Here is a 21992-nt window from a genome sequence, read left to right on the forward strand (position 1 = left end):
CTTCAGCCGGGCACATACCCCAGCGTCTTGTCGACCACATTGTCCAGCGGACGGCCGGCCAGCCAGTGGTCGAAATTGGTGGTGAACGCGGTGACGATCTCGGTGCGCCAGCCGGCGAAATCCCCGGAATTGTGCGGCGTGATGTGCGCGTTGGGCGACTGCCACAGGGGGTGGCCCGGTGGCAGCGGCTCCGGGTCCACCACATCCAGCGCCGCGCCGGCTATCGCGCCCGTCTCCAGGGCGGCGACCAGATCGTCGGTGACCACCAGTTCACCGCGCCCTACATTGACGAAACGGGCATGTGGTTTCATCGCGGCGAAGGCGCGGGCGTCGAACATATGCCGGGTGCGCTCGGTCAACGGGGCGATGGCGACGACGTAGTCGGCGGCGGGGAGTTCGGCGATCAGATCGGTGGTGACGGTGCCGAAATCGGGGTCGCCGGTGCGGGCGCGGCGGCCCACCGCGCGGACCCGCATTCCCGCGGCCCGCAGCAGTGCGGCGACGGCACGCCCGATCGATCCGGTACCGACGACGAGCGCAGTGGATCCGGCGATCCGCTCGGATTCGCGGTGCTGCCAGATCTCCTGCCGCTGCAGCCGTTTCGACCCGGACAGGTCTTTCGCGAAATCGAGAATCTGGCCGAGAACGTACTCGGCGATCGCGGTGTCGAAGACCCCGCGGGTGTTGGTGACCACCACATCGCTGTCGCGCAGTTCGTCGAACATCACGGTATCGACGCCGGTGGCGCCGATATGCAGCCATGTCAGCCGGTCCGCCGCCGGCCAAGCCTCCGGCAGTGCGCGGGTCTGGAAGTCGTAGACGAACAGCACATCGGCACCGGGCAGCGCGGCGGCCAGCCCGGCCGAATCCGTATAGCGCACTGTGGCCCGGGCACTGACCGGCGCCATCAACGCCGGATCGGGCTGCTGGTCACTGTGCACAATCGTGACGATGGGGCCCGATTTCATATTGACACAGTATGGTCACATCGTATGATTGTCAACAATCCGATCGTTCTCGGAGGTCTACCCGGCTGAGCGCGAGAGGGGCCGCAGTGGAGTTCGATTTCCCCGATATCGAGGGTCCCGTCGCACAACGAGGCATCGGTGTCATCGCGCCGTTCGACCTCGCCCTGGAGCGTGAACTCTGGCGCTGGGCTCCGCTGGAGGTGAGCCTGCACCTGGCCCGCACCCCTTACGAACCGGTCCCGGTTTCGCTGGCCATGGCCGAACTGGTCTCCGACGCTACCCATCTGACCGCCGCAACCCGCAACGTACTGCATGTGGAACCCGAAGTCGTGGCCTACCTGTGCACCTCCGGCAGTTTCATCAAGGGCATCGGATACGAACGGTCGCTGCGGGAAACGATCTGCCGGGCCGGCGCCGCCAACGCAGTCACCACTTCCGGCGCGCTCCTCGAGGCGATCGGCCATCTCGGCATCACCAGCCTGTCGATCATGACCCCCTACGACGAGACCCTCACCGGCAAACTACGTGACTTCCTCGACGAAGCGGGCTGCGCGGTGGTTCGCTCCGAACACCTCGGCCTGGGCGGCGGCATCTGGAAGGTCAACTACCGCACCATCGCCGAACGCATCCTCGGCGCCGACGATCCGCGCGCCGAGGCGATCTTCGTCAGCTGTACCAACCTGCCCACCTACGACATCATCGAACCGCTGGAGAAAGTTGTGGGCAAACCGATTCTCACGGCCAACCAGCTCACCATGTGGGCCTGCCTCGGGCGGATGAAACTGCCGATGATGGGCCCGGGCCGCTGGCTGCTGGAGGTGTTCTGAAAGATGATGTCCGCGAACGGAACCCAGCTCGGAAACGGAGGGCTCATGCCGACGCCGACCATCGGATTCATCTACCCCGATCACGCCGCCGAGGACGACTATCCCCGCGCGGAGGCACTGCTGGACGCCCACCTGCCGGTGGCCCATATCTACGGCACCGATCTGCACGCCGTGCCCGAACTGCTGGACCTGGGCAGCCCGGGCAAACTCCGCGACGGCGCCGCCCGGCTCGCCGTGCACCGGCCGGACGCAATCGTCTGGGCCTGCACCTCGGGAAGTTTCGTCTACGGCCCGGACGGGGCCCGGGAACAGGTCCGGGCGCTGTCCGAGGTCGCGGGCGTACCCGCCGCGAGCACCAGTTTCGCCTTCGTGAGGGCAGCGCAGGCGCTGAACCTACGGCGGGTGGCGGTCGCGGCGAGCTACCCGGCGGACGTGGCCGGGCTGTTCGCCGATTTCCTGGCCGATGCCGGGATCACCGTGGTCGGTTTCGCGAGCGCGGGTATCGAAACCGCCGCCGAGGTGGGCACCCTCGACGCCGGACAGGTCCTGGCACTGGCCCGGGCCAACGACCATCCGGAGGCGGAGGCACTGCTGATCCCCGATACCGCCATGCATACCCTCGAGGTGCTTCCCCGGCTGGAGGCCACGTTGGGTAAACCGGTACTCACGGCGAACCAGGTCACCATCTGGGAGGGTTTGCGTCTCGCCGGCGTCACCCGGATCGTCCCGTCGCTGGGCGCACTGTTCGCGGAAAGGCCCGCATATGTCGGTCATTGATTTCGAACCCGTCAACCAGCGCTCTACCGCGGAGATGATCGCCGACAGCCTGCGCGAGGCGATCATGCGCGGCGCACTGGAACCGGGAGCGCAGCTGGGCGAAACCGATCTCGCGGCGCAGTTCGGGGTTTCGCGCGGACCGGTCCGGGAAGCGATGCAACGACTGGTGTCGGAAGGTCTGCTGCGCAGTATCCGCAACCGCGGCATCTTCGTCATCGAACTCACCCTCACCGACGTCGTCGACATCTACCGAGCGCGCACTGCGATCGAAGGAGGTGCGCTGGACCTGATCCTCGACGACCGCCGCAAGACCGCCTACGAGGCACTCGCCCCGAGTGTGCAGGCCATGCTCGAACGGGCGGCGGCGGGCGACGCCGCCGGGGTCTCCGACGCCGACCAGCAATTCCACGAGACATTGGTCGCGGCGGCGGGCAGCACACGACTGGTGCGAGCGGCCCGTACCCTGCTGATCGAAACCCGGATGTGCCTGGGCAAATTGCAGACCACCTACCCCGATCTCCGCGAGCAGGCCGACGAGCACGTGGCGTTGCGGGAGGCGATCGGCACCGCGTCCCCGGCCCGGGCCCACCGTCTGCTCCGCGATCATATGGACGACGCCGTCCAGCGCCTGCGCGGCCAGTACGCCGCAGAACCTGTCCAGCGGTGAGCCTCCGGCCCGCCCGTACCCGCATCCACACTTGTGCCGGCGTCGCAGGTCGCCGGTAACGCTCCCAAGGTCGACCGCGTACCCGAGCCCTTACCGGGCAGGCCCGAACCGGATGTGGTGCCGGCACCGTACCCAGCCGTCACGACATCGGCGAAACCGGCAGCCCGCCGCCCGACCATACGGTGGTGCCGGGGTATTCGGTGTTCGTCCGACACGAAGCCGCACGCCGCCGATCTTCTGCCGTTGGGCGAGCCGGAAGTGCCGGTCCCAGATATGGACCGCCCGGTCACGGTCGCCGAGGAGTTCGCCGGTCACCGGACGATGCACCCGATGCGGCTGCGCCTGCTCTGGCGATTCGCCCAGCGCAGGCACTGTTGCACACGACCCGCCGGGCGCGCCTCCGAGCGACCGCCCCCGGCCCTCGGCCGGCCCGGTTTTCAGTCGACGAGCCCGCGCGGACGCACCACGAAAACAGGTGCGGCGCGCTTACCTTTCTCCTGGAGTAGTGCGATCGCCCGCCCGTCCTCGGTGAGCGCGGCGTGGACACCGGCGGCACCGATCGGATCGAGCCAGCGGCCGTCCCGTAGTTTCTCGGCATCATCGGCGCCGATCACGCGGTGCGGGAACGACAACCGCACGGCAGCATCGATATCGAGGCTCGGCACCGGGCTCTCGGCCAGCTGTTCGAGCGTGCGTGCGTGTTCGAGCGTGAACGGGCCGACTCGGGTCCGGCGTAACGCGGTCAGGTGACCGCCCACACCCAGCGCGGCGCCCAGATCGCGGGCCAGCGCCCGGATATAAGTGCCCGACGAGCATTCGACGACCACATCGAGATCCACCACCTCGGGCTCGGCGATATCGCGGCGGGCCAGTACGTCGAAGCGAGAGACCGTCACCGGCCGAGCGGCGAGCGTCACCTCTTCGCCGGCGCGGTGCCGGGCATAGGCGCGTTCCCCGCCGACCTTGATGGCGCTCACGGTGGCGGGCACCTGCTGGATGTCACCGGTGAGCACGGCGATCTCCGCGGCGATATCGGTATCGGTGAGATGCCCGGCGGCCGCGGTGGTCAGCACGTCGCCCTCGGCGTCGTCGGTGGTCGTGGCGCAACCCAGCCGGATCGTCGCGGTGTACGCCTTGGTGGTGAGGGTGAGCAGCCCGAGCAGTTTCGTGGCGCGTTCCACACCGAGTACCAGCACCCCCGTGGCCATCGGGTCGAGTGTGCCGGCATGCCCGACCTTCTTGGTGTGCAGCAGCTTCCGGGCCCGGGCCACGATATCGTGACTGGTCGGCCCGGCGGGTTTGTCGACGATCAGCAGACCGCCCAGGAGATCGGCCATCAGCTGTGCGCGATCGCGGTCAGGATGAATCCACCGGTGATCAGCCAGCGACCGTCGAGCGAGGTGAGGGGTGCGCCGCCGTCGACGGTCTGCCCGGGCACCAGCAGCTCCGACCGGAACGTGCCGCCTCCGGTACCGGCCCCCTGCTGCTCGATCGTGAAGGTGATGTGCGCGTCCTCGAAACCCAGCCAGCGGGTGGTGAGCGGGAACCACGCCTTGTACGTGGCCTCTTTCGCACAGAACAGCAGCCGATCCAGGTGCAGCCCGGAATCGGTGATCCGCAACCAGTGCCGTTCCGCGGGCAGGCTCACCGAATCCAGTACGCCCTCGGGCAGGGATTCGTGCGGTTCGGCGTCGATCCCGATCGAGCGGTACCGCATTTTGTGGGCCAGCGCCGCGCCCCGGAAACCGTCACAGTGGGTGAGGCTGCCCACGATCCCCCGCGGCCATACCGGCGCACCGCGTTCCCCCTTGCCGATCGCCACGGGCGGCTCTCCCAACTGCGCGAGAGCCTGGCGGGCGCAATGCCGGGCGCCGATGAAATCACGGCGCCGTTTCTCCACCGATTTCGCGATCAGCGGTTCCTCGGCGGGGTGCGCTGCCAGATCCTCCGGGTAATCCAGCAACTCGGCGGAGGCGATATCGGCGGGCAGGATTGTCTCGATCATCGTCGGTGAGCCTACTGGGTGCCGTCGGCCGCGGGATCAGGTGAGCCCGCGACGGCGCTGCGCCTTGTCCCGCATCTCGGCGGCCGCGGCGGCCATTTCCGGCGTCACCTCGAAGTGGCCGCCCCAGTCGTTCAGGTCGCCGGGCCCGTATTCGGGGTCGGGCAGGATCTGGCGGAGTAGTTTCTCGGGCTTACCGCGCTTCTGCCATTCCCGTGGATAGCCGAGCGAGACCTCTTCGAACCGAACACCGTCGTAGTAGGTGGTGCGCGGGATATGCAGGTGTCCGTAGACGGCGCAGACCACGTTGTAGTGGGTGTGCCAGTCCGCGGTATGCTCGGTACCGCACCACAGGGCGAACTCGGGATACCAGAGCATATCGGTGGGTTCGCGGACCAGCGGGAAATGATTGATCAGCACCAGCGGGGTGCCGTCGGGCAGATTGTCCAGTTTGCGGCGGGTGGTGCGGACCCTGGCCTCGCACCAGGCGTCGCGGGTGAGATACGGGTCCGGGGTGAGCAGGAATTCGTCGGTGGCCACCACGTTGCGGTCCCGGGCGATCGCCAGCCCCTCGGCCTTGGTGCGCGCGCCTTCGGGCCGGAAACTGTAGTCGTACAGCAGGAAAAGCGGGGCCAGTGTCACCGCGCCGCCGTAGGCTTCCGCGCCGGCCCCGGTCCACACGGGGAACGGGTCCTCGGGGGTGAGCACATCGAGATCCCGGCACATGGCCACCAGATAGTCGTAACGAGCCGCCCCGTGCATCTGCACCGGGTCCTTGGCGGTCGTCCACAGTTCGTGATTACCGGGTACCCAGATCACCTTCGCGAAGCGTTCGCGCAGCAGTTTCAGGGCCCAGCGGATATCGTCGCTGCGTTCGGCGACATCGCCGGCGACGATCAGCCAATCCTCCGGGGAATCGGGACGAATCTCCTCGACCACCGGTTTGTTGCCCTGGTGACCGACATGGATATCGCTCACCGCCATCAACTTGGGTATCACCACACCTACCTTCGCATACCACCGGCGAGTTCCGGGGGCCGGCCGCGATCACGCCGTGTCCACGGGCACGAGCGAGAGCCGTACCTGGTGACGCACCGCGCGCCCGGCTTGCTCATGCCCGGATCTCGGCTCCGACCCGGACCCATCGGCCCGACAGCCACCGCGTACTCACCGCGGCCAGCCGTAACAGCATGAACGCGATCAGGCCACACCAGATTCCGCCGATCCCCCAGTCGAACACCAGCGACAGCCAGATCGCCGGCAGGAAACCCAGCAGCGCAGCCCCCAGCGTGGTGGTCCGCAGGTAAGCTGCGTCGCCGGCGCCGAGCAGCACCCCGTCCAACGCGAACACCACACCGGCCACCGGGATCATCACCACGAAGAACCACCACACCACACCGGTGCGGTCCAGCACCGCGGCATCGGCGGTGAACAGCGGCGGTATCCAGGCCGCGCACGCGGCGAACACCGCGGCCAGCCCCAGCGCGAACACCGTCGACCACGCGGTGACCCGGCGGGCCACCGACCGCGCGCCCGCCGCATTGCGTGCGCCCAGCGCCGACCCGACCAGTGTCTGCGCCGCGATGGCCAGGGAATCGAGCGTGAGTGCGAGGAAATTCCACAGCTGCAGCACCAGCTGATGCGCCGCCACCGAGGGCGCCCCGAACCGCGACGCCACCGCCGCGGCGGAGACGAAACACGCCTGGAACGCCAGGCTGCGCGCAATGAGGTCGCGCCCCAGGACGAGCTGCGCCTTCATCACCGGCAACCGCGGCGCGAGCGGTACCCGCGCCCGGACGAGCGCACCAACGAAAAACATGGCCGTGACCAGCTGACCGATGACGTTGGCCACCGCCGAACCGGGCAAGCCCAGCCGCGGCAGACCGGCGAGTCCGTGCACCAGCAGCGGGCAGAGCACCGCGGACAGCGCCAGCCCGGCCACCACATAGGTGAGCGGGCGGCGAGTTTGCTGAACCCCGCGCATCCACCCGTTCCCGGCCATGGACAGCAGGATCAGCGGCACCCCGAACAGCGCGATCCGCATCCAGGCCAGCGCCTCCGCCGCAATCTCGGCATCACCGGCGATCACCCCCGCGACGGGGACGGCCGCGATCTGCACCACCAGCAGGATCAGCACTCCGATCCCGCCCGCCAGCCAGCTGGCCTGCACCCCCTCCGCGACGGCACCGGGTTCGTCGCCGGCACCGTGCCGGCGCGCCGAACGCGCGGTCGTACCGTAGGCGAGGAAGGTCAGCTGAGAACTCACCTGTGTGAGAATCAGGCCACCGACGGCGAGCCCGGCCAGCGCCAACGCACCGAGCCGGCCCACCACCGCGAGATCGAACAGCAGATAGATCGGTTCGGCCACGAGAACGCCGAGAGTCGGCAGCGCCAGCCCCAGTATCCGCCTCGGCCCCGCGGATGCATCCGTGGGTGAAGCGGTCACCTCCGTCTGCATAACCACTCCCTGTCCATCCTCGCTTGCCCGCAGAAGACCTACCAGACCCCACGCGCATACGCCTCCGACCTCCGTGCACGCTAGCGGAACGCTCCGACACCTGGCTGCCGCCCGGTCCGCTCCGCCCACGCGGAACCTGCCCGCGGACGCCGCCCCACACCCGACGAACCCCGCCACGCACCCGATGAACCACGCAGCCGACGAACCACGCTGCCACCGTTCGGTAGAACGGCCTATAGCTGCGTTCCCGCGGACCCGTGGTAGCTCCGACAAGGCCGCTTCCGAGTGGGAGAGCCGACGGCCGCCGCGCGTGCCGGCCGGACCGAGCCGGCGCACCGGCACCGGCACACCGGCCACACAACCGAGTACCGTGCAGCACACCAGGGCCGGTCCCGTGCTTTCGCCTGCCATCTCCGCCACTCGGCGCCGGGGGTCGCGTAGACCTGCAACAATCGTTCGGCGTGCCTGCGGCGCGCGGCAGTCCCGGCGCGCCGGACAGACGGCTCCGCGCTCGGGGGCACGGTCGAGCGATCGCCGGGCCCTCAGGCCAGTGCGGTGCGCAGCTGAGCCAGGATTTCGCCGGGCTCCCCGTAGGTCGTGTACCCGGCCGCATAACGGTGCCCACCGCCGCCGAGCCTCGTGGCGATCGCCGCGACATCGGCGCCGTCGTCGGTTCCGGGACCGCTGTCCTTGGAGCGCAGCGATACCGTCCAGCGCCGCCGCTCGTCGATCGGCCGGGCTTCTTTGAACACCGCGGCGATACCGGCCTCGGCGGTCGCCCGGACGATGTCCACAACGCTTTCGGCCTCTTCCTGGCGGACCCCGTCGAGGTCGCTGGCCAGTACGAACGCGGCTACCAGCCCGGTTCCGCCATGGGCCTCGGGTTCGAGCCGCGCGGAGGCGAGCACAGTGGACAGCATCTGCAGCCACGCGAACGGATGGGTGTCCATCAAGGTCCGGGTGATGGCGCCACCGTCTATCCCGGTGGCCAGCAACCGTTCGGCGAGGGCATGCGTTCCGGGCGTCACCCAGCGGAACGATCCGCTGTCGGTGGCCAGCCCCGCGAACAGGCAGTGGGCGATATCGGCGTCGATCGGTTCCTGCCACCGGTCCAGTAACGCGGTGAGCACACTCGCGGTGGACACTGCATCCGGGTCGATCAGGTTGACCGCCCCGAACCGGGTGTTCGATCGGTGATGGTCGATCACCAGCGTGGTCCCGGCACCCGCCAGCCGGTCGGCCAGCGCCCCCAGCCGCCCCGCGCTGCCGCAGTCGACCGTCACCAGCACATCCACCTCGGCCGGTACCTCCGCCGGTGGCACCAGGAACCGCGAGCCGGGCAGCGTGCGCAGCGCGAACGGCAGTTCGCCGGGTTCGGCAAACGACACCCGCACCGGGACACCCCGGCGGTCCAGGACCTGGGCGAGCGCCAGCCCGCTACCGAGGGTGTCGGCATCGGGCTGAATATGGCAGAGGACAGTGACCGAACGCGCGGTATCGAGCACCCGAACGGCCGCCGAATAGTCCACGGCGGCACCGGTTGTGGTCATAGCGGCCGCGGCTCAGTCGTCGTCGCGCGGTATTTTGTACGGGTCGGCCTCGCCGGCGGGTTTCGCCTCGGCCGCCACGCGGGCGACCGCGTCGTCAGCAGCCCGCGCCCGGGCCAGCAAATCCTCCATCTGCCGGGCCGCGTCGGGCACGGTGTCGAGGACGAACGCCAAGGTCGGGGTGAATTTCACCCCGGTACCGGCGCCCACTTTCGACCGCAGCACACCCTTGGCCTTCTCCAGTCCGGCCGCGGCTGCAGTGTAGTCGGGTTCGGCATCGACGGTTTCGCCCATGACGGTGTAATAGATGGTCGCCTCGCGCAGATCGCCGGTGACTTTGGCGTCGGTGACGGTGACGAAACGCAACCGCGGATCCTTGATCTCGTATTCGATGGCGGTGGCCACGATCGCGGAGATCCGTTTGGCGAGCCGGCGTGCCCTGGCTTGATCCACCATGGCCGCTCCTTTCCCTTTCAGTCCTCGGGCCCGAAGACGCGGCGGCGTACTGCCAGCAACTCTATCTCCGGACGAGCCGCGACATGGCGTTCACATTTGTCGAGCACGGCCGTCAGATGATCCATCCCGGCCGACACCATCGCCACGGCGAGCAGTGTGCGCCGGTAGCGGTCGTGCTCCCCGGCCTCGGCGGTGCTGACCCCGAAACGCTGGAGCTCGGCCAGAATCGGCCGCACCACCGAACGCTTCTCCTTCAGAGAGTGCACATCACCCAGCAGGATGTCGAATTCGAGTGCACCGAGGTACACGCAACCTCCCAGTTATAGCGACGACGCGGCTCCGGGGCCCGCCGGTGCGCGGCGAGCCCCGGAGCTGTCGTGCCGATATCGATGACCGGGCCCGGACAGCGGAGTCCGGGCCCGTATCACAATCAGTCGCGCGGCTTCTCGCGCAACTCGTAGGCCTCGATGACGTCGCCCTCCTTGATATCGGAGTACGTCAGCGTCATACCGCATTCGAAGCCTTCGCGGACCTCCATGGCGTCGTCCTTCTCGCGGCGCAGCGAGTTGATCGTCGTGGATTCGGCGATCACCACGTTGTCGCGGAGCAGACGGGCCTTGGCGTTGCGCTTGACGACGCCCGAAGTGACCATGCAGCCGGCGATGAGGCCGATCTTCGACGACCGGAAGATCGCCCGGATCTCGGCGCGGCCCAGTTCGACCTCTTCGTAGATCGGCTTGAGCATGCCCTTGAGCGCGCTCTCGATCTCGTCGATGGCCTGGTAGATCACCGAGTAGTACCGGATGTCCACGCCTTCGCGGTTGGCCAGTTCGGTGGCTTTGCCCTCGGCCCGAACGTTGAACCCGATGATGATCGCGTTCGATGCCGACGCCAGGTTGACGTTGGTTTCGGTGACACCGCCGACACCGCGGTCGATGACCCGCAGCCGCACCTCGTCGTCGATCTCGATCCCGAGCAGGGCCTCTTCCAGCGCCTCGACGGTACCGGAGTTGTCGCCCTTGAGGATCAGGTTCAGCTCGCTGGTCTCCTTCAACGCGGCATCCAGATCCTCGAGGCTGATCCGCTTACGGCTACGCGCGGCCAGCGCGTTGCGCTTACGCGCATTGCGCCGGTCGGCGATCTGCCGGGCGATCCGGTCCTCGTCGACGACGAGCAGGTTGTCGCCCGCGCCGGGTACCGAGGTGAAGCCGACGACCTGGACCGGCCGCGACGGCAGCGCCGCCTCGACATCGGCCCCATGCTCGTCGACCATGCGCCGGACGCGGCCGTAGGCGTCGCCCGCCACGATCGAATCGCCGACCCGCAGCGTGCCGCGCTGGATGAGCACCGTGGCGACCGGGCCGCGACCGCGGTCCAGATGCGCTTCGATGGCCACACCCTGGGCGTCCTGCTCCGGATTGGCCCGCAGGTCCAGGGCGGCGTCCGCGGTGAGCAGTACGGCCTCGAGCAGGGCGTCGATATTGGTGCCCTGTTTAGCGGAGATATCGACGAACATGGTGTCGCCGCCGTACTCCTCGGCCACCAGGTTGTACTCGGTCAGCTGCTGCCGGATCTTCTCCGGGTTCGCGCCTTCCTTGTCGATCTTGTTCACCGCCACCACGATCGGCACATCGGCCGCCTGCGCGTGGTTGATCGCCTCCACCGTCTGCGGCATCACACCGTCGTCGGCGGCGACCACCAGGATCGCGATATCGGTGGCCTTCGCACCGCGGGCACGCATGGCGGTGAACGCCTCGTGACCCGGCGTGTCGATGAAGGTGATCAACCGGTCTTCCTCGCCCAGATGGGTCATCACCTGGTAGGCGCCGATGTGCTGGGTGATACCGCCGGCCTCCGCCTCACGGACGTTGGCCTTACGGATGGTGTCCAGCAAGCGGGTCTTACCGTGATCGACGTGGCCCATGACGGTGACCACCGGCGGCCGCTGTTCGAGATCTTCCTCGCCGCCTTCGTCCTCGCCGTAGGTGAGATCGAAGGATTCCAGCAGCTCGCGGTCCTCGTCCTCGGGGCTGACCACGTGCACGACGTAGTTCATCTCGCCGCCGAGCAGCTCCAAGGTCTCGTCGTTCACCGACTGGGTCGCGGTGACCATCTCACCCAGGTTGAACAGCGCCTGGACCAAGGCCGCCGGATTGGCGTCGATCTTCTCCGCGAAATCGGACAGCGACGCGCCGCGGGCGAGGCGGATCACCTCGCCGTTACCGCGCGGCAGCCGCACACCGCCGACCGACGGAGCCTGCATCGAATCGTATTCCTGGCGCTTCTGCCGCTTCGACTTACGACCACGCCGAGGCGCGCCACCGGGACGGCCGAAGGCACCGGCCGCACCACCGCGGCCGCCGGGCCCGCCCGGACGGCCACCGCCGCCCGGACGACCGCGGAAACCGCCACCACCGGCAGGTGCACCGGTACCGGCGGGGGCGCCGCCGCCACCGCGGTAACCGCCGCCCCCACCGGGACGGCCACCACCACCGGCACCCGGGCGCCCGGGACGGCCACCGGCCGCGGGACCGGGACGCGCCGAACGCTGGGGCATGGCGCCGGGGGTCGGACGGGGCGGCATGGAGGCCGGGCTCGGCCGCGGGCCACCGGGACGCGGACCGCCCTGAGCAGCCGCGGGCCGCTGACCGCCGGGGCCGGGCCGCGGAGCGTTCTGACCGGGACGGGGACCGCCCTGGCCCGGACGCGGACCGCCCTGAGCGGGACCCGGACGCGGACCGCCCTGGCCCGGGGTCGGCCGGGGGCCGGGCTGGGGCCGCGGCGTCGGACGCTCACGTTCGGGCGCCGAAGAGTATGGGTTGTTACCCACCCGAGGCGGTTTCGGACCGGGTTTCGGCCCGGGCCGGGCCGGGCTCTGCCCGGGCGCGGCCGGACGCTGCTGGGCACCCGGACGGGCGGCGGGACCGGCCGGTTTGGCCGTCGGCGCCTGCGCCGCTTCCCGAGTGGGCGTGGGCCCCGGTTTCACCGCCGGGCCGGGCCGCGGAGCCGCGGCCGGTTTCGCCCCACCGTCGACAGCCGGGGCCGGTTTGCTCTCGGCGACCGGCGCGGATTCGGCAGGACCCGGTTTCGCCGCGGGGGCCGGGGTCCGCGGGCCGGGGCGCGGCCCGGGAGCCGCGGGTTTCGCGCCGGTCGCGGGACCGGGGCGGGCCGGCGACGGTTTGGTCCCGTTCGGCCTATCGGATTTCGCCGGCGCGGATTTCGCCGCGAACGACTCGCGCAGCCGACGCGCGACGGGTGCCTCCACCGTCGACGATGCCGACTTCACGAACTCGCCTTGCTCCTTGAGCTTCGCGAGTAGTTCTTTGCTCGTGACACCGAGTTCTTTTGCCAACTCGTGCACGCGGGCCTTGCCTGCCACTGCTCTCCTCACTGAGAGGTCGAGCAGCGCCGCCCGCCTGTTGGCGGGGCCCCGCACGACCTCGGGTTAACTCCGATGGACGTTCATCGTTGGTACTTCACGGTGTGCTCATGAGTGCTCGTGCCTGTTCTCGAGGTGTTGCTCCAGGGCTGAGATATCCAGATTTCCGGACACTCGTAGTGCTCTGCCGATCGCTCGGCGCCGGACCGCAGTGCGCAGACAAGACGAAAAGGGGTGCAGCCAGGCACCCCGTCCGGGAAGTCCGCGCTGCGGGTCGGGAACGATTACCACGGTCTCCGCACCGTTGCCGGTGCCGAGCCCACGCGCCACGATCCGCAGCAGTTCGGCAGCCGGTTCGCGTTTCCGGCACCCGACACACGTTCGCAGTGGATACGCCGGGCGCCTGGGCACCGCGGATTCACCACGATCATGGGCAGGAACCGAAGACTCGGACCGAACCTGACACCACTCTACCGCTGACCGGTCGGCACTCTTCAACCCCGCCCCCGGCGACGGCGCCGTGGGCGGGTCGGCAGGGCTTGTCCGCCGGTCCGATGAACCAGTGGGCGCGGGACGTGCCGAATGCGGGACAGGGGTCAACGGCGCTGGGCCTCCGTCCGCACCGAACCACCGGAATCCGGTGCGGCATCACTGCGGATATCGATACGCCAGCCGGTGAGCCGGGCGGCGAGCCGCGCGTTCTGCCCCTCCTTGCCGATGGCGAGGGACAGTTGGAAATCGGGCACGATCACCCGCGCCGCGCGGGCATCGGGATCGACAACTGTGACCGAAACCACTTTCGACGGGGACAATGCGTTGCCCACGAAAGTCGCCGGATCGTCGGCGTAATCGATGATGTCGATCTTCTCTCCGGCCAGTTCGCTCATCACATTGCGTACCCGCTGCCCCATCGGACCGATACAGGCGCCCTTGGCGTTCACGCCGGCGACCGTGGACCGCACGGCGATCTTGGACCGGTGCCCGGCCTCGCGGGCGACCGCGACGATCTCCACCGACCCGTCCGCGATCTCGGGCACCTCGAGTGCGAACAGGCGCCGGACCAGATTGGGGTGGGTCCGCGAGAGAGTGATCTGCGGACCACGCGGCCCCCGGGACACCCCGACCACATAACACTTGATCCGGTCGCCGTGTTCGTAGCTCTCCCCCGGGACCTGCTCCGCCGACGGGATCAGCCCCTCGGTGCCGTGCAGTTCGCTGCCGATCCGCACCACCACGGTGCCGCGGGCATTGGCACGCGCATCGCGCTGCACGACGCCACCGACGATATCGCCCTCATGGGTCGAGAATTCGCCGAAGGATTTCTCGTTCTCCGCATCGCGCAAACGCTGCAGCACCACCTGACGGGCGGTGGTGGCGGCGATACGGCCGAAACCTTCGGGAGTGTCGTCCCATTCGGAGATCACCTGCCCCTCGGCATCGAGTTCGGTGGCCAGCACCCGGACCAGGCCGGTGCGCTGATCGATCTCGACGCGGGCGTTGGACTGATGCCCCTCGGTGTGCTTGTAGGCGGTCAGCAATGCGGACTCGATCGCGGAGATCACGGTTTCGATCGAGATCCCTTTGTCCGCGACGATGGCGCGCAGGGCTTCGATTTCGATATTCATTCCATGGTCCCTTCGGTCGAATCGGACGCGTCGACGGTGGTGGCGGTGTGCTCCGCGGCGTCCGCTCCCGCGGGTGGGCGACCGGAGGCTACACCTCCGGTGAGTTCCAGTTCACGTGCGCTCGGCGGGGCGAACTCGACCTCCACCACAGCGCGTTCGATATCCCCCAGTACGACGGTGACCAGGCGCGGTGCGCGTTTACCCCCGAGCACGAGCGCTATGCGGTCACCGTCGAGAGCACCGGCTCTGGCCTCGAACGAGGCAGGCAGCCCGGGTTCCGGTGGCGTCGCTCCCGGCCGCAGCCGGATCCGGACCTTACGTCCCCGCGCCCGGCGCCAGTGCCGGTCGGCGGTGAGCGGGCGATCCACGCCCGGGGTCGTCACCTCGAGCAGGTATCGGACCGCACCGAATTCCTCGTCTGCTTCGTCCAGCCGCGCCGAAACCGCGGAGCTGAGTTCGGCAATACTGTCCAGGTCCGCGGTTTCGTCGCTGTCCACGATCACCCGCACCCGGGCCTGCCCCGCCGCGGTGGAAACCTCGACTCCCTCGAGATCGAATCCTCGACCGGCGACGAGTCCGGCGACGAGCCGGCTCACCCTTTCCTCGGTCGGCATCGGCATATGGGCAGCTCCTGGTTCAGTTGTTACGCGGACGGAAAGTTCTGTGCCGGTGACCTAGCGTAACGCGCCGCCAGAGGGTAACCGACCAGCGGTCGGCGGTAAGTCCGCCGCCGGACACCGGACACCACCGCGCCCGTCCGATCCGCAGCCCGCGCACGCCCCGGCAGGGCGCCTCGAGACGCCGCCGAGCGCACCGACGGACCGGCCACCGGCTGCCCGGGCGGCCGGAATGCAGGCGGAGGCCGGTCCATTCGGAGGCGCGGCGCTCATCTGGCACGATGGTCCGGTGACCGAGCGTGTTACCGACCGGCCCGCGACCGGGTTTCCCCGCGGACCTGCGAATATCAACAGCCTCAGCGCTTCCCGTATCAGTCGCCGGTCGGCATTGCGGATTGCCGGCAGCGGCACGGCCGGTCTGCTGATGGCGCCCGCGCTCGTTTCCTGCGCCGAGGACCCGATCACCGAGCCGGACGTGCTCGTCGCCCCGGAGTTCTCGGCCCGCACCGACGCGGCCGCCGCCACCGCCGCGATTGCGGTCGATCCCGCCCGCTCGGCCGCCCTGACCACCATCGCGGCCGAACGCACCGCGCACGCCGATGCGCTGCGTGCCGAGATCGACCGGGCCATAGGGGTGTACGGCGACGGAACCACCCCGGCCGTACAGACCCCCGCCCCGACGACCACGCCCGCGCCGGCGACACCGCCGAGTATCGATGCGTTGCGCACCCAGCTCGGCTCGTCCCAGCGTGCGGCCGCCGATCTGGCGGTCACCCAGTCCGGATACCGCGCGGGACTGCTGGCCTCGATCAGTGCCGCCTGCGCTGTGCAGGTGGGAGTCCTGCTGGTATGAGCGGTACCGAACAGCAGGCGCTGGCCGATGCGCTCGATGCCGAGTACGCCGCGGTCTATGCCTACGGAATCGTCGCGACCCACGCGGGCGCCGACCGGAACCGTACGGTCGCGCAGTACACCGCCGCGCACCGCGCCCGCAGGGACGCGACAGTCGATCTCCTGACGGACCGGCAGGGTCCGGTGCCGTCACCCGAGGCGGCCTACACGGTGCCGCTCGCGGTATCCGATCCGGATACGGCGGCGCAGCTCGCGATCATCGTCGAAACCGATACCGCGGTGGCCTGGCGTGCAGTGGTCGAGCGTGCCGAAACCGACTCCACCCGCCGAATCGCGATCGAGGCACTCACCGACAGCGCCGGTCGCCGTGCGGTCTGGCAATCCATTCGAGGCGTGTCTCCGGCCACCACCGCCTTCCCGGGACGGCCCTGAACGACCTGATCAGGTGTAGGACGCCACCCCGACCGGTCCGGTACCGAGGCAGAGCACCAGGCCCGGGGTCCGGCCCTGCACCAGCAGCGCAGACCCTTGGCCGACGATGCGCGCGTACACGGTGTGCATTCCCGCCCGCACCGGGACTTCGACCTTCTTCCCGGCCTCGAAACCCACCGTGATCATCGCGTCCCGGTCGGCGAAGTAGTTGAGCTGGGCGGTCCATTCATGGGCGATCATCGGGCCGTCCAGGGGCACCCGTACCGGCAGGCGACCGTCGATCCGGTGGCCACACCCGGGCACGGGACCGGGGACGACAGCGCGGTTCCACCAGACTCGCGCATCGGCGAACTCGCCGGTGTCGGTGATCATGCGGAGGCGTTCGGTGGCGTCGGCGAAGGCACCGGGCGCAGCGATCGGCGACAGCACCCGGCTCGCCTCGTTCTGTGGATAGGCGGTCGGGTTCAAGACGTTCCAGGGGACCTCCTGCTCCAGCAGCGGCACGCCGTCCCAGTGCGCGAATTCCGATTTCACGTTCGTCACGTATGTTTTCGTCGGCCCCTCCGACCAGCTCCGGCCGAACGTGTACGTCGACCACAGGCTGCTCACCGTGAACAGCACGACCGCCGCAGTCGCGAGGATCGTGGCTCCCCGGCGAGCACGGCGCCGGTCACCGTTCGCCGCGACGGCTCGTTGCGGGGTGTGGGCAAAGGCCCGCAGCAGCAGCGCACCTGCGATCGTGAGCACTGCGGCAGCGTCGGCCAGGTAACGCAGCGACATCATGAGTTCGTCGACGGTATTGGGTCCGGCCCGCATCAGCACGACGGGTATCTGCACCGCGGGGAGATACACCACCACGGCCAGCCAGACCGGCCGGACTGCCGGCCGGGCCCGGATCGTGGCGATCACCGCAACCGCCAGCAGACCCCACGCCGCCCACACCGCCCAGTCGGGCGCCACTGCCCACGGCGCGGACGGCACCCAGCGCTCCCAGGCCCAGGGCCCGCCGAGCAGGGCGGTCACGACGCCGGCCCACGCGGCCCGCGGCAGCAGCTGGGACATATCGGCGGATCCGGCAGTTCCGGCCGATGTTCCCGCCACGGCGAAGTAGACCAGGGCCCAGACCAGCAGAACCGTCGCGGAACCGGACCACAGGGCTGCGCCCCGGCGCAAGACCGCACGGAAGGCGAAGCCCCGCCCGTCGACATACCGGCACAGAACCACCACGGCGAAAGCGACGAACGAGACCACGACCGCTTTCTCGAAGAACAACAGCGCTACGGCCACCGTCACCACCCCGGATATCGCGTACCGGCGGCGACCGGTGCGGTCCAGCAGGAGCGCGTCGGCGGCGACCCAGGCGAGCGCGAACTGCAACGGCAAGGCATTGAGCGCGGCCGACCACCAGGCGAACGCGGGCAGTGTGAGCGGCCCGAACAGATAGAAGGCCAGCGGTATCAGCAGCGCCGGACGCCGCCCGAGCAGTATCAGCAGCAGCCGCAGGACAGCGCCCGCGGCGGCCAGTTGCCCCACCAGGGACACCGCGGCCGCGGCCGGCCAGTTCAACGGGGCCAGTACGGTCACCAGCCACGAAACGGCGAAGGCCAGCGGCATGAAATGGCCGTCGTGATCGTGCAGCAACAGCTGCCCCGACCACAGTGGGTAGGTGCCCGCCCGGCCGGTGAGGATGAGATCGTCCCAGTAGAAGTAGCCGTTCGCGAGGACCCAGGTGCGGACGATGAGCTGAAGCCCGATCAGGCAGAACGCCGCAGCGAGCAGCACCCGTCCGGATGAGGACGTCCAACGCTGCAACCGGTCGCGTATCCGGCCCAATGGCGCGGACGACGGACCGGGACCCGATGCGGAGGGTCGCTGCGGTACGACGGCCGGAGCGCTTCCCATGGCCCCCCACCCTACAAGCGACCCGCCCCGCCGGCGGGCCGGTCCGCGGGCTACCGCTCGGTGCCCGTGTCCTCGGCGGTTTCCACCCCGAGGTCCTCCACGTCGATCTCGTATTCGCTCAGGTCGACGGCGTCGGTGCGTTCGTCCCCGATATCGAGCAACTGTGCGACGGCGTCGGAATCACCGTGCGCGGCGCGCTCCCGCAGTTCGGACAGGTTCGGCTCGCGCGGTCCGGACCGGTCGGGCTCATACATTCAGCGCAACCTTCCTGGTGTCGGCGGCGAGCCACCGGCTCGCCCGCTCAGAAGTCCGAGCTTAGGCGCGTCAGTGGATCGGCGCCGAATCCATCGGTCGGGCGTACCCCGTCAGACGGGCGTCGTGAGACCGGGCCCGGTGGACATCGGCAGGTCACCGGTGGTCCGGATACCCGGTTCGGCCGCGACGACGGCAGGTATGGCGTTGACCACCCGGCCCCGCCGGCCAGGATCGCGGCGTAGTTGTGATCGCCCCGGCGGCGCTCACGGACCGAAAACCGCCAGGAATGTCGTCGCCGCCGCCGCGGCGACGGTATCCGCTTCGCTTTCCGGTAGCGGCTCGACACCGAACTGGTAGCGCGCCGGAAGCGCGCCGGTGAGCAGTGCCGCCCACTGTGCGGCGGTCAGGTCCGGATCGTTCAGCCGTAGCTTGCCGTCCAGCGCCAGGCGGGCGAATCGATCGGCCAGCGCACGGCGGACCTGGCCGGAGACCTCGTCGACGATATCGGTCAGGTCCGGGAACTCCCCGGCCTCTGCGCACACCAGACGCCGCAGCGCACGCGACTCGAGACTGCAGTAACACCGCACCAAGTCGCCTCCCACGGCATGGAGGGTGGCCGGAAGGTCCGCACCCGGTTCGGCCAGCCGCTCGACGACCGCCAGATTCGCCTGGCGGGCCGCGTCCGACAGTGCACGCACCGCGTGCCGGAACACCTGCTCCTTGTCACCGAAGTGGCTGTACACGGTCGCTTTGGCAACACCGGCTTCGGCGGCGATCTGATCCATCCGGGTTTGTGTGTAACCGGTGCGTGCGAAGACTGTGAACGCCGCGGCGAGGATCGCCTGCTGTTTGTCCACGCGACCACGGGGGCGCGCAGGTGTTCCGGCCGAAGTCATATTTCGATACTAGTCCCAACCGATTCGGTTTCCAGACCCACGGGTGCAGATTTGGCGACCATCGCCTAGACTCATGAGTACAGAAAACAAGCCTGGTTCGTATATCAAGCATCAGTACCACCCAAGGGAGCTCGTATGAAGACCGTGGTGATCACCGGCGGAACGGACGGAATCGGCAGGTCTCTCGCCTACACCTATCTCGAGCGCGGCGACCGCGTCGTCATCATCGGCCGCAGCGCGGACAAAGCGCGCACGATCATCGACACGGCAGCCCGGCTCGACGCCGCCGACCGTCTCGAATTCCTCCGCGCCGACCTCGCCCTGACCACCGAAAACCACCGCGTACTCGAGCGATTGCGCACCACCTATCCGGCCGTCGACATACTCGTGCTCGGCGCCCGCTACTATCGATCGACCCGGAGCGTGACGGCGGAAGGTTTCGAAGCCTCGTTCGCGCTGTTCTATCTGAGCCGCCACCTACTGACCTACGGCTTGGCCGACAGCCTGGAACGGGCGGCAACGCCGATGATCCTCGACTTGTCCGGACCGGGTGGTGAGCTTTCCCGGATCCGCTGGGACGACCTGCAATTCACCGAGTCCTACGACCCCGATGCGGTGATGCATCAGTGCGGGAAACTGAGCGACCTACTCGCCGTGGGGTTCACCGACGATCATCCACACAGCCACATCCGCTATCTACTCCTACATCCCGGCCTCACCAGCACCGGATTCACCGGCGAGTACTCCACGACCGACCGGACCGTAGTGGAGGACATGCGCCGCCGGGGCCAGCCTGTCGAGGCCGCGGTCGCCCGTATCATGCGCCGCCTGGACAACCCGCCGGCGCCCCGACTGTCGGCATATATGCAGGAAAACGCGGTCGACACCACAAGCGCGGCCTTCGACCTCGGAGCCGCCCGGCGACTACGGGATCACACCCGGGAACTGCTTGCCACGGCCGGGCCGGCGAACGGCCGGTCGAACACCGGCCCGATCGACTCCCCCGGATCCGCTGCCGATCGGCCGGTTTGATCCGGCCAGGCGCGGCGTCCCGACGCTTCGGCGCTCTGCGGCACTCCGTGCCGGATCCCGTTGGCGAGATGGATTCCGAGGGCGAACTCCCGCAACGTGCGGACCGCCGTCCGTGCCGCTTGCCTCATACCTACCTCCACTACACAGGTCTGTGAAGTCCTTGTCGGTATAGACTAAGTTCACAGACCTGTGAGTGCAAGGGATCCGGATATGTCCACAACCGCGCACGACGCGACGACGACGCTGACACCGGCGGCGCAGCGGATACTCGACACCGCCGCCGAACTCTTCTACAACCGCGGTATCCACGCGGTCGGGGTCGACACCATCGCCGCCGAATCGGGCGTGACCAAACGAACGCTCTACGACCGCTTCGGTTCGAAAGACGGACTGCTGGTCACCTACCTCGAACAGCGCGACCGCCGCTGGCGCACGCTGATCGAGACCCGCCTGGCCGACCGCACCGACCCGGTCGAGCGTGTCCTGACACCGTTCGACGTTCTGCCCGAATGGCTCCCGGACAACACCAGGGGCTGCAGTTTCATCAATGCCTTCGCCGAACTTCCCGAAGCCGACCATCCGGGCCGGCAGGTGATAGTCGCCGAGAAGACATGGCTCTACGAGCTGTTCGACCAATTGCTCACCGACGCCGGAGCGGCCGATCATGAAACCGTCGCGGTGCAATTACTGAGCCTGCACGAGGGCGCGATCATCAGCTATGCCATCACCGAGCAACGCAATGCGGCGGCGGCCGTCCGCACCGCCGGCGAACAGCTGGTGAAAGCGGCGACCGGGCACACGGGCGACTGAAGCCCGAAACACCGGTATGACCGCTCCCCGTGAGGTTCCTTCAGTAGGGCCGCTGCGCTGAGCCCCCGGGAGCCATCGGCAGTGGGCCCTGATGAGTCCCGCCTGCGAACGGCGTCCCGTGCACACTGCCATCTGTACATATTGGCCGTACTGCAGGTTGAACACGATGTCGGCCAGACCGTGGCCACATCAGGGCCGTAACCAAGTGCCCGACAACTATCGTCGGAACGGTTCCCCAGGACGAATAGCGCGATCCCCGCACGAAAATGTCGGAAAGGACGAAAGCGAACTCGCCCACACCGACTACCGTAAGCATAATGGCCAGTCCGGCTGCGGCTTTCGCCGTAACGCCGCTGGGCGGCCCACAAGCCTCCGGGGCGGTGTAGGCGACACCTTCCCGGGGTGGAACGGAGCCCGGACCGTACGCCGCATGCACAGACCGCAGCGTCCATCCGGAAGATCCCGGAACCATCGGCGCGCCTCGGCCTGG

The 21992-nt window shown here is 68.7% G+C and carries 22 protein-coding genes and 1 pseudogene; 7 read left to right on the plus strand and 16 right to left on the minus strand.

Annotated features, from left to right (window positions below; translation table 11 throughout):
- Window positions 1-2 precede the first annotated feature (2 nt).
- Window positions 3-968 (minus strand): D-2-hydroxyacid dehydrogenase, encoded by a 966-nt coding sequence (locus IU448_RS07320; protein ID WP_195054657.1) that lies wholly within the window; start codon window positions 966-968, stop codon window positions 3-5.
- Between the two features lie 86 nt (window positions 969-1054).
- Here IU448_RS07320 and IU448_RS07325 point away from each other — a divergent pair, with 86 nt between their 5' ends.
- From IU448_RS07325 to IU448_RS07335, 3 genes are read left to right on the plus strand one after another with little or no spacing between them, the layout of a single operon-like run.
- Complete coding sequence (locus IU448_RS07325) at window positions 1055-1795, plus strand: Asp/Glu/hydantoin racemase (protein WP_195054658.1); 741 nt, start codon at window positions 1055-1057, stop codon at window positions 1793-1795.
- Between the two features lie 45 nt (window positions 1796-1840).
- The gene (locus IU448_RS07330) at window positions 1841-2572 is read left to right on the plus strand and encodes a maleate cis-trans isomerase (protein ID WP_195054659.1); all 732 of its coding nucleotides are present in this window, start codon (window positions 1841-1843) and stop codon (window positions 2570-2572) included.
- Complete coding sequence (locus IU448_RS07335; RefSeq protein WP_195054660.1) at window positions 2559-3239, plus strand: GntR family transcriptional regulator; 681 nt, start codon at window positions 2559-2561, stop codon at window positions 3237-3239. Before IU448_RS07330 ends, IU448_RS07335 begins: the two co-directional genes overlap by 14 nt.
- A gap of 437 nt (window positions 3240-3676) precedes the next feature.
- Here IU448_RS07335 and truB read toward each other — a convergent pair whose 3' ends face one another.
- The 11 genes from truB to rimP form a co-directional block, all read right to left on the minus strand.
- Window positions 3677-4576: a tRNA pseudouridine(55) synthase TruB gene (truB, locus tag IU448_RS07340; RefSeq protein WP_195054661.1), complete on the minus strand. Its 900-nt coding sequence runs from the start codon at window positions 4574-4576 to the stop codon at window positions 3677-3679.
- Window positions 4576-5244 (minus strand): 4'-phosphopantetheinyl transferase Npt, encoded by a 669-nt coding sequence (npt, locus tag IU448_RS07345; protein WP_195054662.1) that lies wholly within the window; start codon window positions 5242-5244, stop codon window positions 4576-4578. Before npt ends, truB begins: the two co-directional genes overlap by 1 nt.
- A gap of 36 nt (window positions 5245-5280) precedes the next feature.
- Window positions 5281-6240 carry a metallophosphoesterase family protein gene (locus IU448_RS07350; RefSeq protein ID WP_195055094.1) on the minus strand — a complete coding sequence of 320 codons (960 nt, stop codon included), beginning with the start codon at window positions 6238-6240 and terminating at the stop codon, window positions 5281-5283.
- A 112-nt stretch (window positions 6241-6352) separates the two neighbouring features.
- Entirely contained in the window at window positions 6353-7699 is a 1347-nt protein-coding gene (locus IU448_RS07355) for an MATE family efflux transporter (RefSeq protein WP_195054663.1), read from the minus strand.
- A gap of 542 nt (window positions 7700-8241) precedes the next feature.
- Window positions 8242-9249: a DHH family phosphoesterase gene (locus tag IU448_RS07360; RefSeq protein ID WP_195054664.1), complete on the minus strand. Its 1008-nt coding sequence runs from the start codon at window positions 9247-9249 to the stop codon at window positions 8242-8244.
- Window positions 9250-9261: 12 nt separating this feature from the next.
- Entirely contained in the window at window positions 9262-9702 is a 441-nt protein-coding gene (gene rbfA, locus IU448_RS07365) for a 30S ribosome-binding factor RbfA (RefSeq protein WP_195054665.1), read from the minus strand.
- 17 nt (window positions 9703-9719) lie between these two features.
- A complete protein-coding gene (locus IU448_RS07370; RefSeq protein WP_195054666.1) occupies window positions 9720-10010 on the minus strand; it encodes a DUF503 domain-containing protein in 291 nt (96 codons plus the stop codon).
- A gap of 122 nt (window positions 10011-10132) precedes the next feature.
- Window positions 10133-13081 carry a translation initiation factor IF-2 gene (infB, locus tag IU448_RS07375; protein WP_195054667.1) on the minus strand — a complete coding sequence of 983 codons (2949 nt, stop codon included), beginning with the start codon at window positions 13079-13081 and terminating at the stop codon, window positions 10133-10135.
- 108 nt (window positions 13082-13189) lie between these two features.
- Window positions 13190-13492: a YlxR family protein gene (locus tag IU448_RS07380; protein WP_280457997.1), complete on the minus strand. Its 303-nt coding sequence runs from the start codon at window positions 13490-13492 to the stop codon at window positions 13190-13192.
- 185 nt (window positions 13493-13677) lie between these two features.
- Window positions 13678-14706 (minus strand): transcription termination factor NusA, encoded by a 1029-nt coding sequence (nusA, locus tag IU448_RS07385; RefSeq protein WP_195054668.1) that lies wholly within the window; start codon window positions 14704-14706, stop codon window positions 13678-13680.
- Complete coding sequence (gene rimP / locus IU448_RS07390) at window positions 14703-15326, minus strand: ribosome maturation factor RimP (RefSeq protein ID WP_195054669.1); 624 nt, start codon at window positions 15324-15326, stop codon at window positions 14703-14705. The genes nusA and rimP overlap by 4 nt, the downstream gene beginning before the upstream one ends.
- Window positions 15327-15612: 286 nt before the next feature.
- Between rimP and IU448_RS07395 the strand changes: the two genes are divergently transcribed.
- On the plus strand, window positions 15613-16176 hold the full coding sequence (locus IU448_RS07395) for a hypothetical protein (RefSeq protein WP_280457995.1): 564 nt from the start codon (window positions 15613-15615) through the stop codon (window positions 16174-16176).
- A complete protein-coding gene (locus IU448_RS07400; RefSeq protein ID WP_195054670.1) occupies window positions 16173-16607 on the plus strand; it encodes a ferritin-like domain-containing protein in 435 nt (144 codons plus the stop codon). The genes IU448_RS07395 and IU448_RS07400 overlap by 4 nt, the downstream gene beginning before the upstream one ends.
- A gap of 9 nt (window positions 16608-16616) precedes the next feature.
- Here the strand turns inward: IU448_RS07400 and IU448_RS07405 are convergent, their stop codons facing one another.
- The 4 genes and pseudogenes from IU448_RS07405 to IU448_RS07420 all read right to left on the minus strand — a co-directional run bounded on the left by IU448_RS07405 (window position 16617) and on the right by IU448_RS07420 (window position 19660).
- Entirely contained in the window at window positions 16617-18509 is a 1893-nt protein-coding gene (locus IU448_RS07405; protein WP_228812057.1) for a hypothetical protein, read from the minus strand.
- Window positions 18510-18559: 50 nt separating this feature from the next.
- Window positions 18560-18763: a hypothetical protein gene (locus tag IU448_RS07410; protein WP_195054671.1), complete on the minus strand. Its 204-nt coding sequence runs from the start codon at window positions 18761-18763 to the stop codon at window positions 18560-18562.
- 111 nt (window positions 18764-18874) lie between these two features.
- Window positions 18875-19023, minus strand: a pseudogene (locus IU448_RS07415) (diacylglycerol kinase); the annotation flags it as partial.
- A gap of 4 nt (window positions 19024-19027) precedes the next feature.
- The gene (locus IU448_RS07420) at window positions 19028-19660 is read right to left on the minus strand and encodes a TetR/AcrR family transcriptional regulator (RefSeq protein WP_195054672.1); all 633 of its coding nucleotides are present in this window, start codon (window positions 19658-19660) and stop codon (window positions 19028-19030) included.
- Window positions 19661-19795: 135 nt separating this feature from the next.
- Between IU448_RS07420 and IU448_RS07425 the strand changes: the two genes are divergently transcribed.
- Entirely contained in the window at window positions 19796-20692 is an 897-nt protein-coding gene (locus tag IU448_RS07425; protein WP_195054673.1) for an SDR family NAD(P)-dependent oxidoreductase, read from the plus strand.
- A 210-nt stretch (window positions 20693-20902) separates the two neighbouring features.
- Window positions 20903-21502, plus strand: a complete 600-nt coding sequence (locus IU448_RS07430) for a TetR/AcrR family transcriptional regulator (RefSeq protein WP_195054674.1) — start codon at window positions 20903-20905, stop codon at window positions 21500-21502.
- Window positions 21503-21992 lie beyond the last annotated feature (490 nt).

It is taken from the genome of Nocardia flavorosea (genome assembly GCF_015477805.1).
GTDB lineage: Bacteria > Actinomycetota > Actinomycetes > Mycobacteriales > Mycobacteriaceae > Nocardia > Nocardia flavorosea_A.

What these genes read in the sequence shown, in the direction of transcription:
- IU448_RS07320 (WP_195054657.1), bottom strand. Translation starts at nt 968, where the DNA reads ATGAAATCGGGCCCCATCGTCACGATTGTGCACAGTGACCAGCAGCCC.
- IU448_RS07330 (WP_195054659.1), top strand. Translation starts at nt 1,841, where the DNA reads ATGCCGACGCCGACCATCGGATTCATCTACCCCGATCACGCCGCCGAG.
- IU448_RS07335 (WP_195054660.1), top strand. Translation starts at nt 2,559, where the DNA reads ATGTCGGTCATTGATTTCGAACCCGTCAACCAGCGCTCTACCGCGGAG.
- truB (WP_195054661.1), bottom strand. Translation starts at nt 4,576, where the DNA reads ATGGCCGATCTCCTGGGCGGTCTGCTGATCGTCGACAAACCCGCCGGG.
- npt (WP_195054662.1), bottom strand. Translation starts at nt 5,244, where the DNA reads ATGATCGAGACAATCCTGCCCGCCGATATCGCCTCCGCCGAGTTGCTG.
- IU448_RS07355 (WP_195054663.1), bottom strand. Translation starts at nt 7,699, where the DNA reads ATGCAGACGGAGGTGACCGCTTCACCCACGGATGCATCCGCGGGGCCG.
- IU448_RS07360 (WP_195054664.1), bottom strand. Translation starts at nt 9,249, where the DNA reads ATGACCACAACCGGTGCCGCCGTGGACTATTCGGCGGCCGTTCGGGTG.
- rbfA (WP_195054665.1), bottom strand. Translation starts at nt 9,702, where the DNA reads ATGGTGGATCAAGCCAGGGCACGCCGGCTCGCCAAACGGATCTCCGCG.
- nusA (WP_195054668.1), bottom strand. Translation starts at nt 14,706, where the DNA reads ATGAATATCGAAATCGAAGCCCTGCGCGCCATCGTCGCGGACAAAGGG.
- rimP (WP_195054669.1), bottom strand. Translation starts at nt 15,326, where the DNA reads ATGCCGATGCCGACCGAGGAAAGGGTGAGCCGGCTCGTCGCCGGACTC.
- IU448_RS07400 (WP_195054670.1), top strand. Translation starts at nt 16,173, where the DNA reads ATGAGCGGTACCGAACAGCAGGCGCTGGCCGATGCGCTCGATGCCGAG.
- IU448_RS07405 (WP_228812057.1), bottom strand. Translation starts at nt 18,509, where the DNA reads ATGGGAAGCGCTCCGGCCGTCGTACCGCAGCGACCCTCCGCATCGGGT.
- IU448_RS07410 (WP_195054671.1), bottom strand. Translation starts at nt 18,763, where the DNA reads ATGTATGAGCCCGACCGGTCCGGACCGCGCGAGCCGAACCTGTCCGAA.
- IU448_RS07420 (WP_195054672.1), bottom strand. Translation starts at nt 19,660, where the DNA reads ATGACTTCGGCCGGAACACCTGCGCGCCCCCGTGGTCGCGTGGACAAA.
- IU448_RS07425 (WP_195054673.1), top strand. Translation starts at nt 19,796, where the DNA reads ATGAAGACCGTGGTGATCACCGGCGGAACGGACGGAATCGGCAGGTCT.
- IU448_RS07430 (WP_195054674.1), top strand. Translation starts at nt 20,903, where the DNA reads ATGTCCACAACCGCGCACGACGCGACGACGACGCTGACACCGGCGGCG.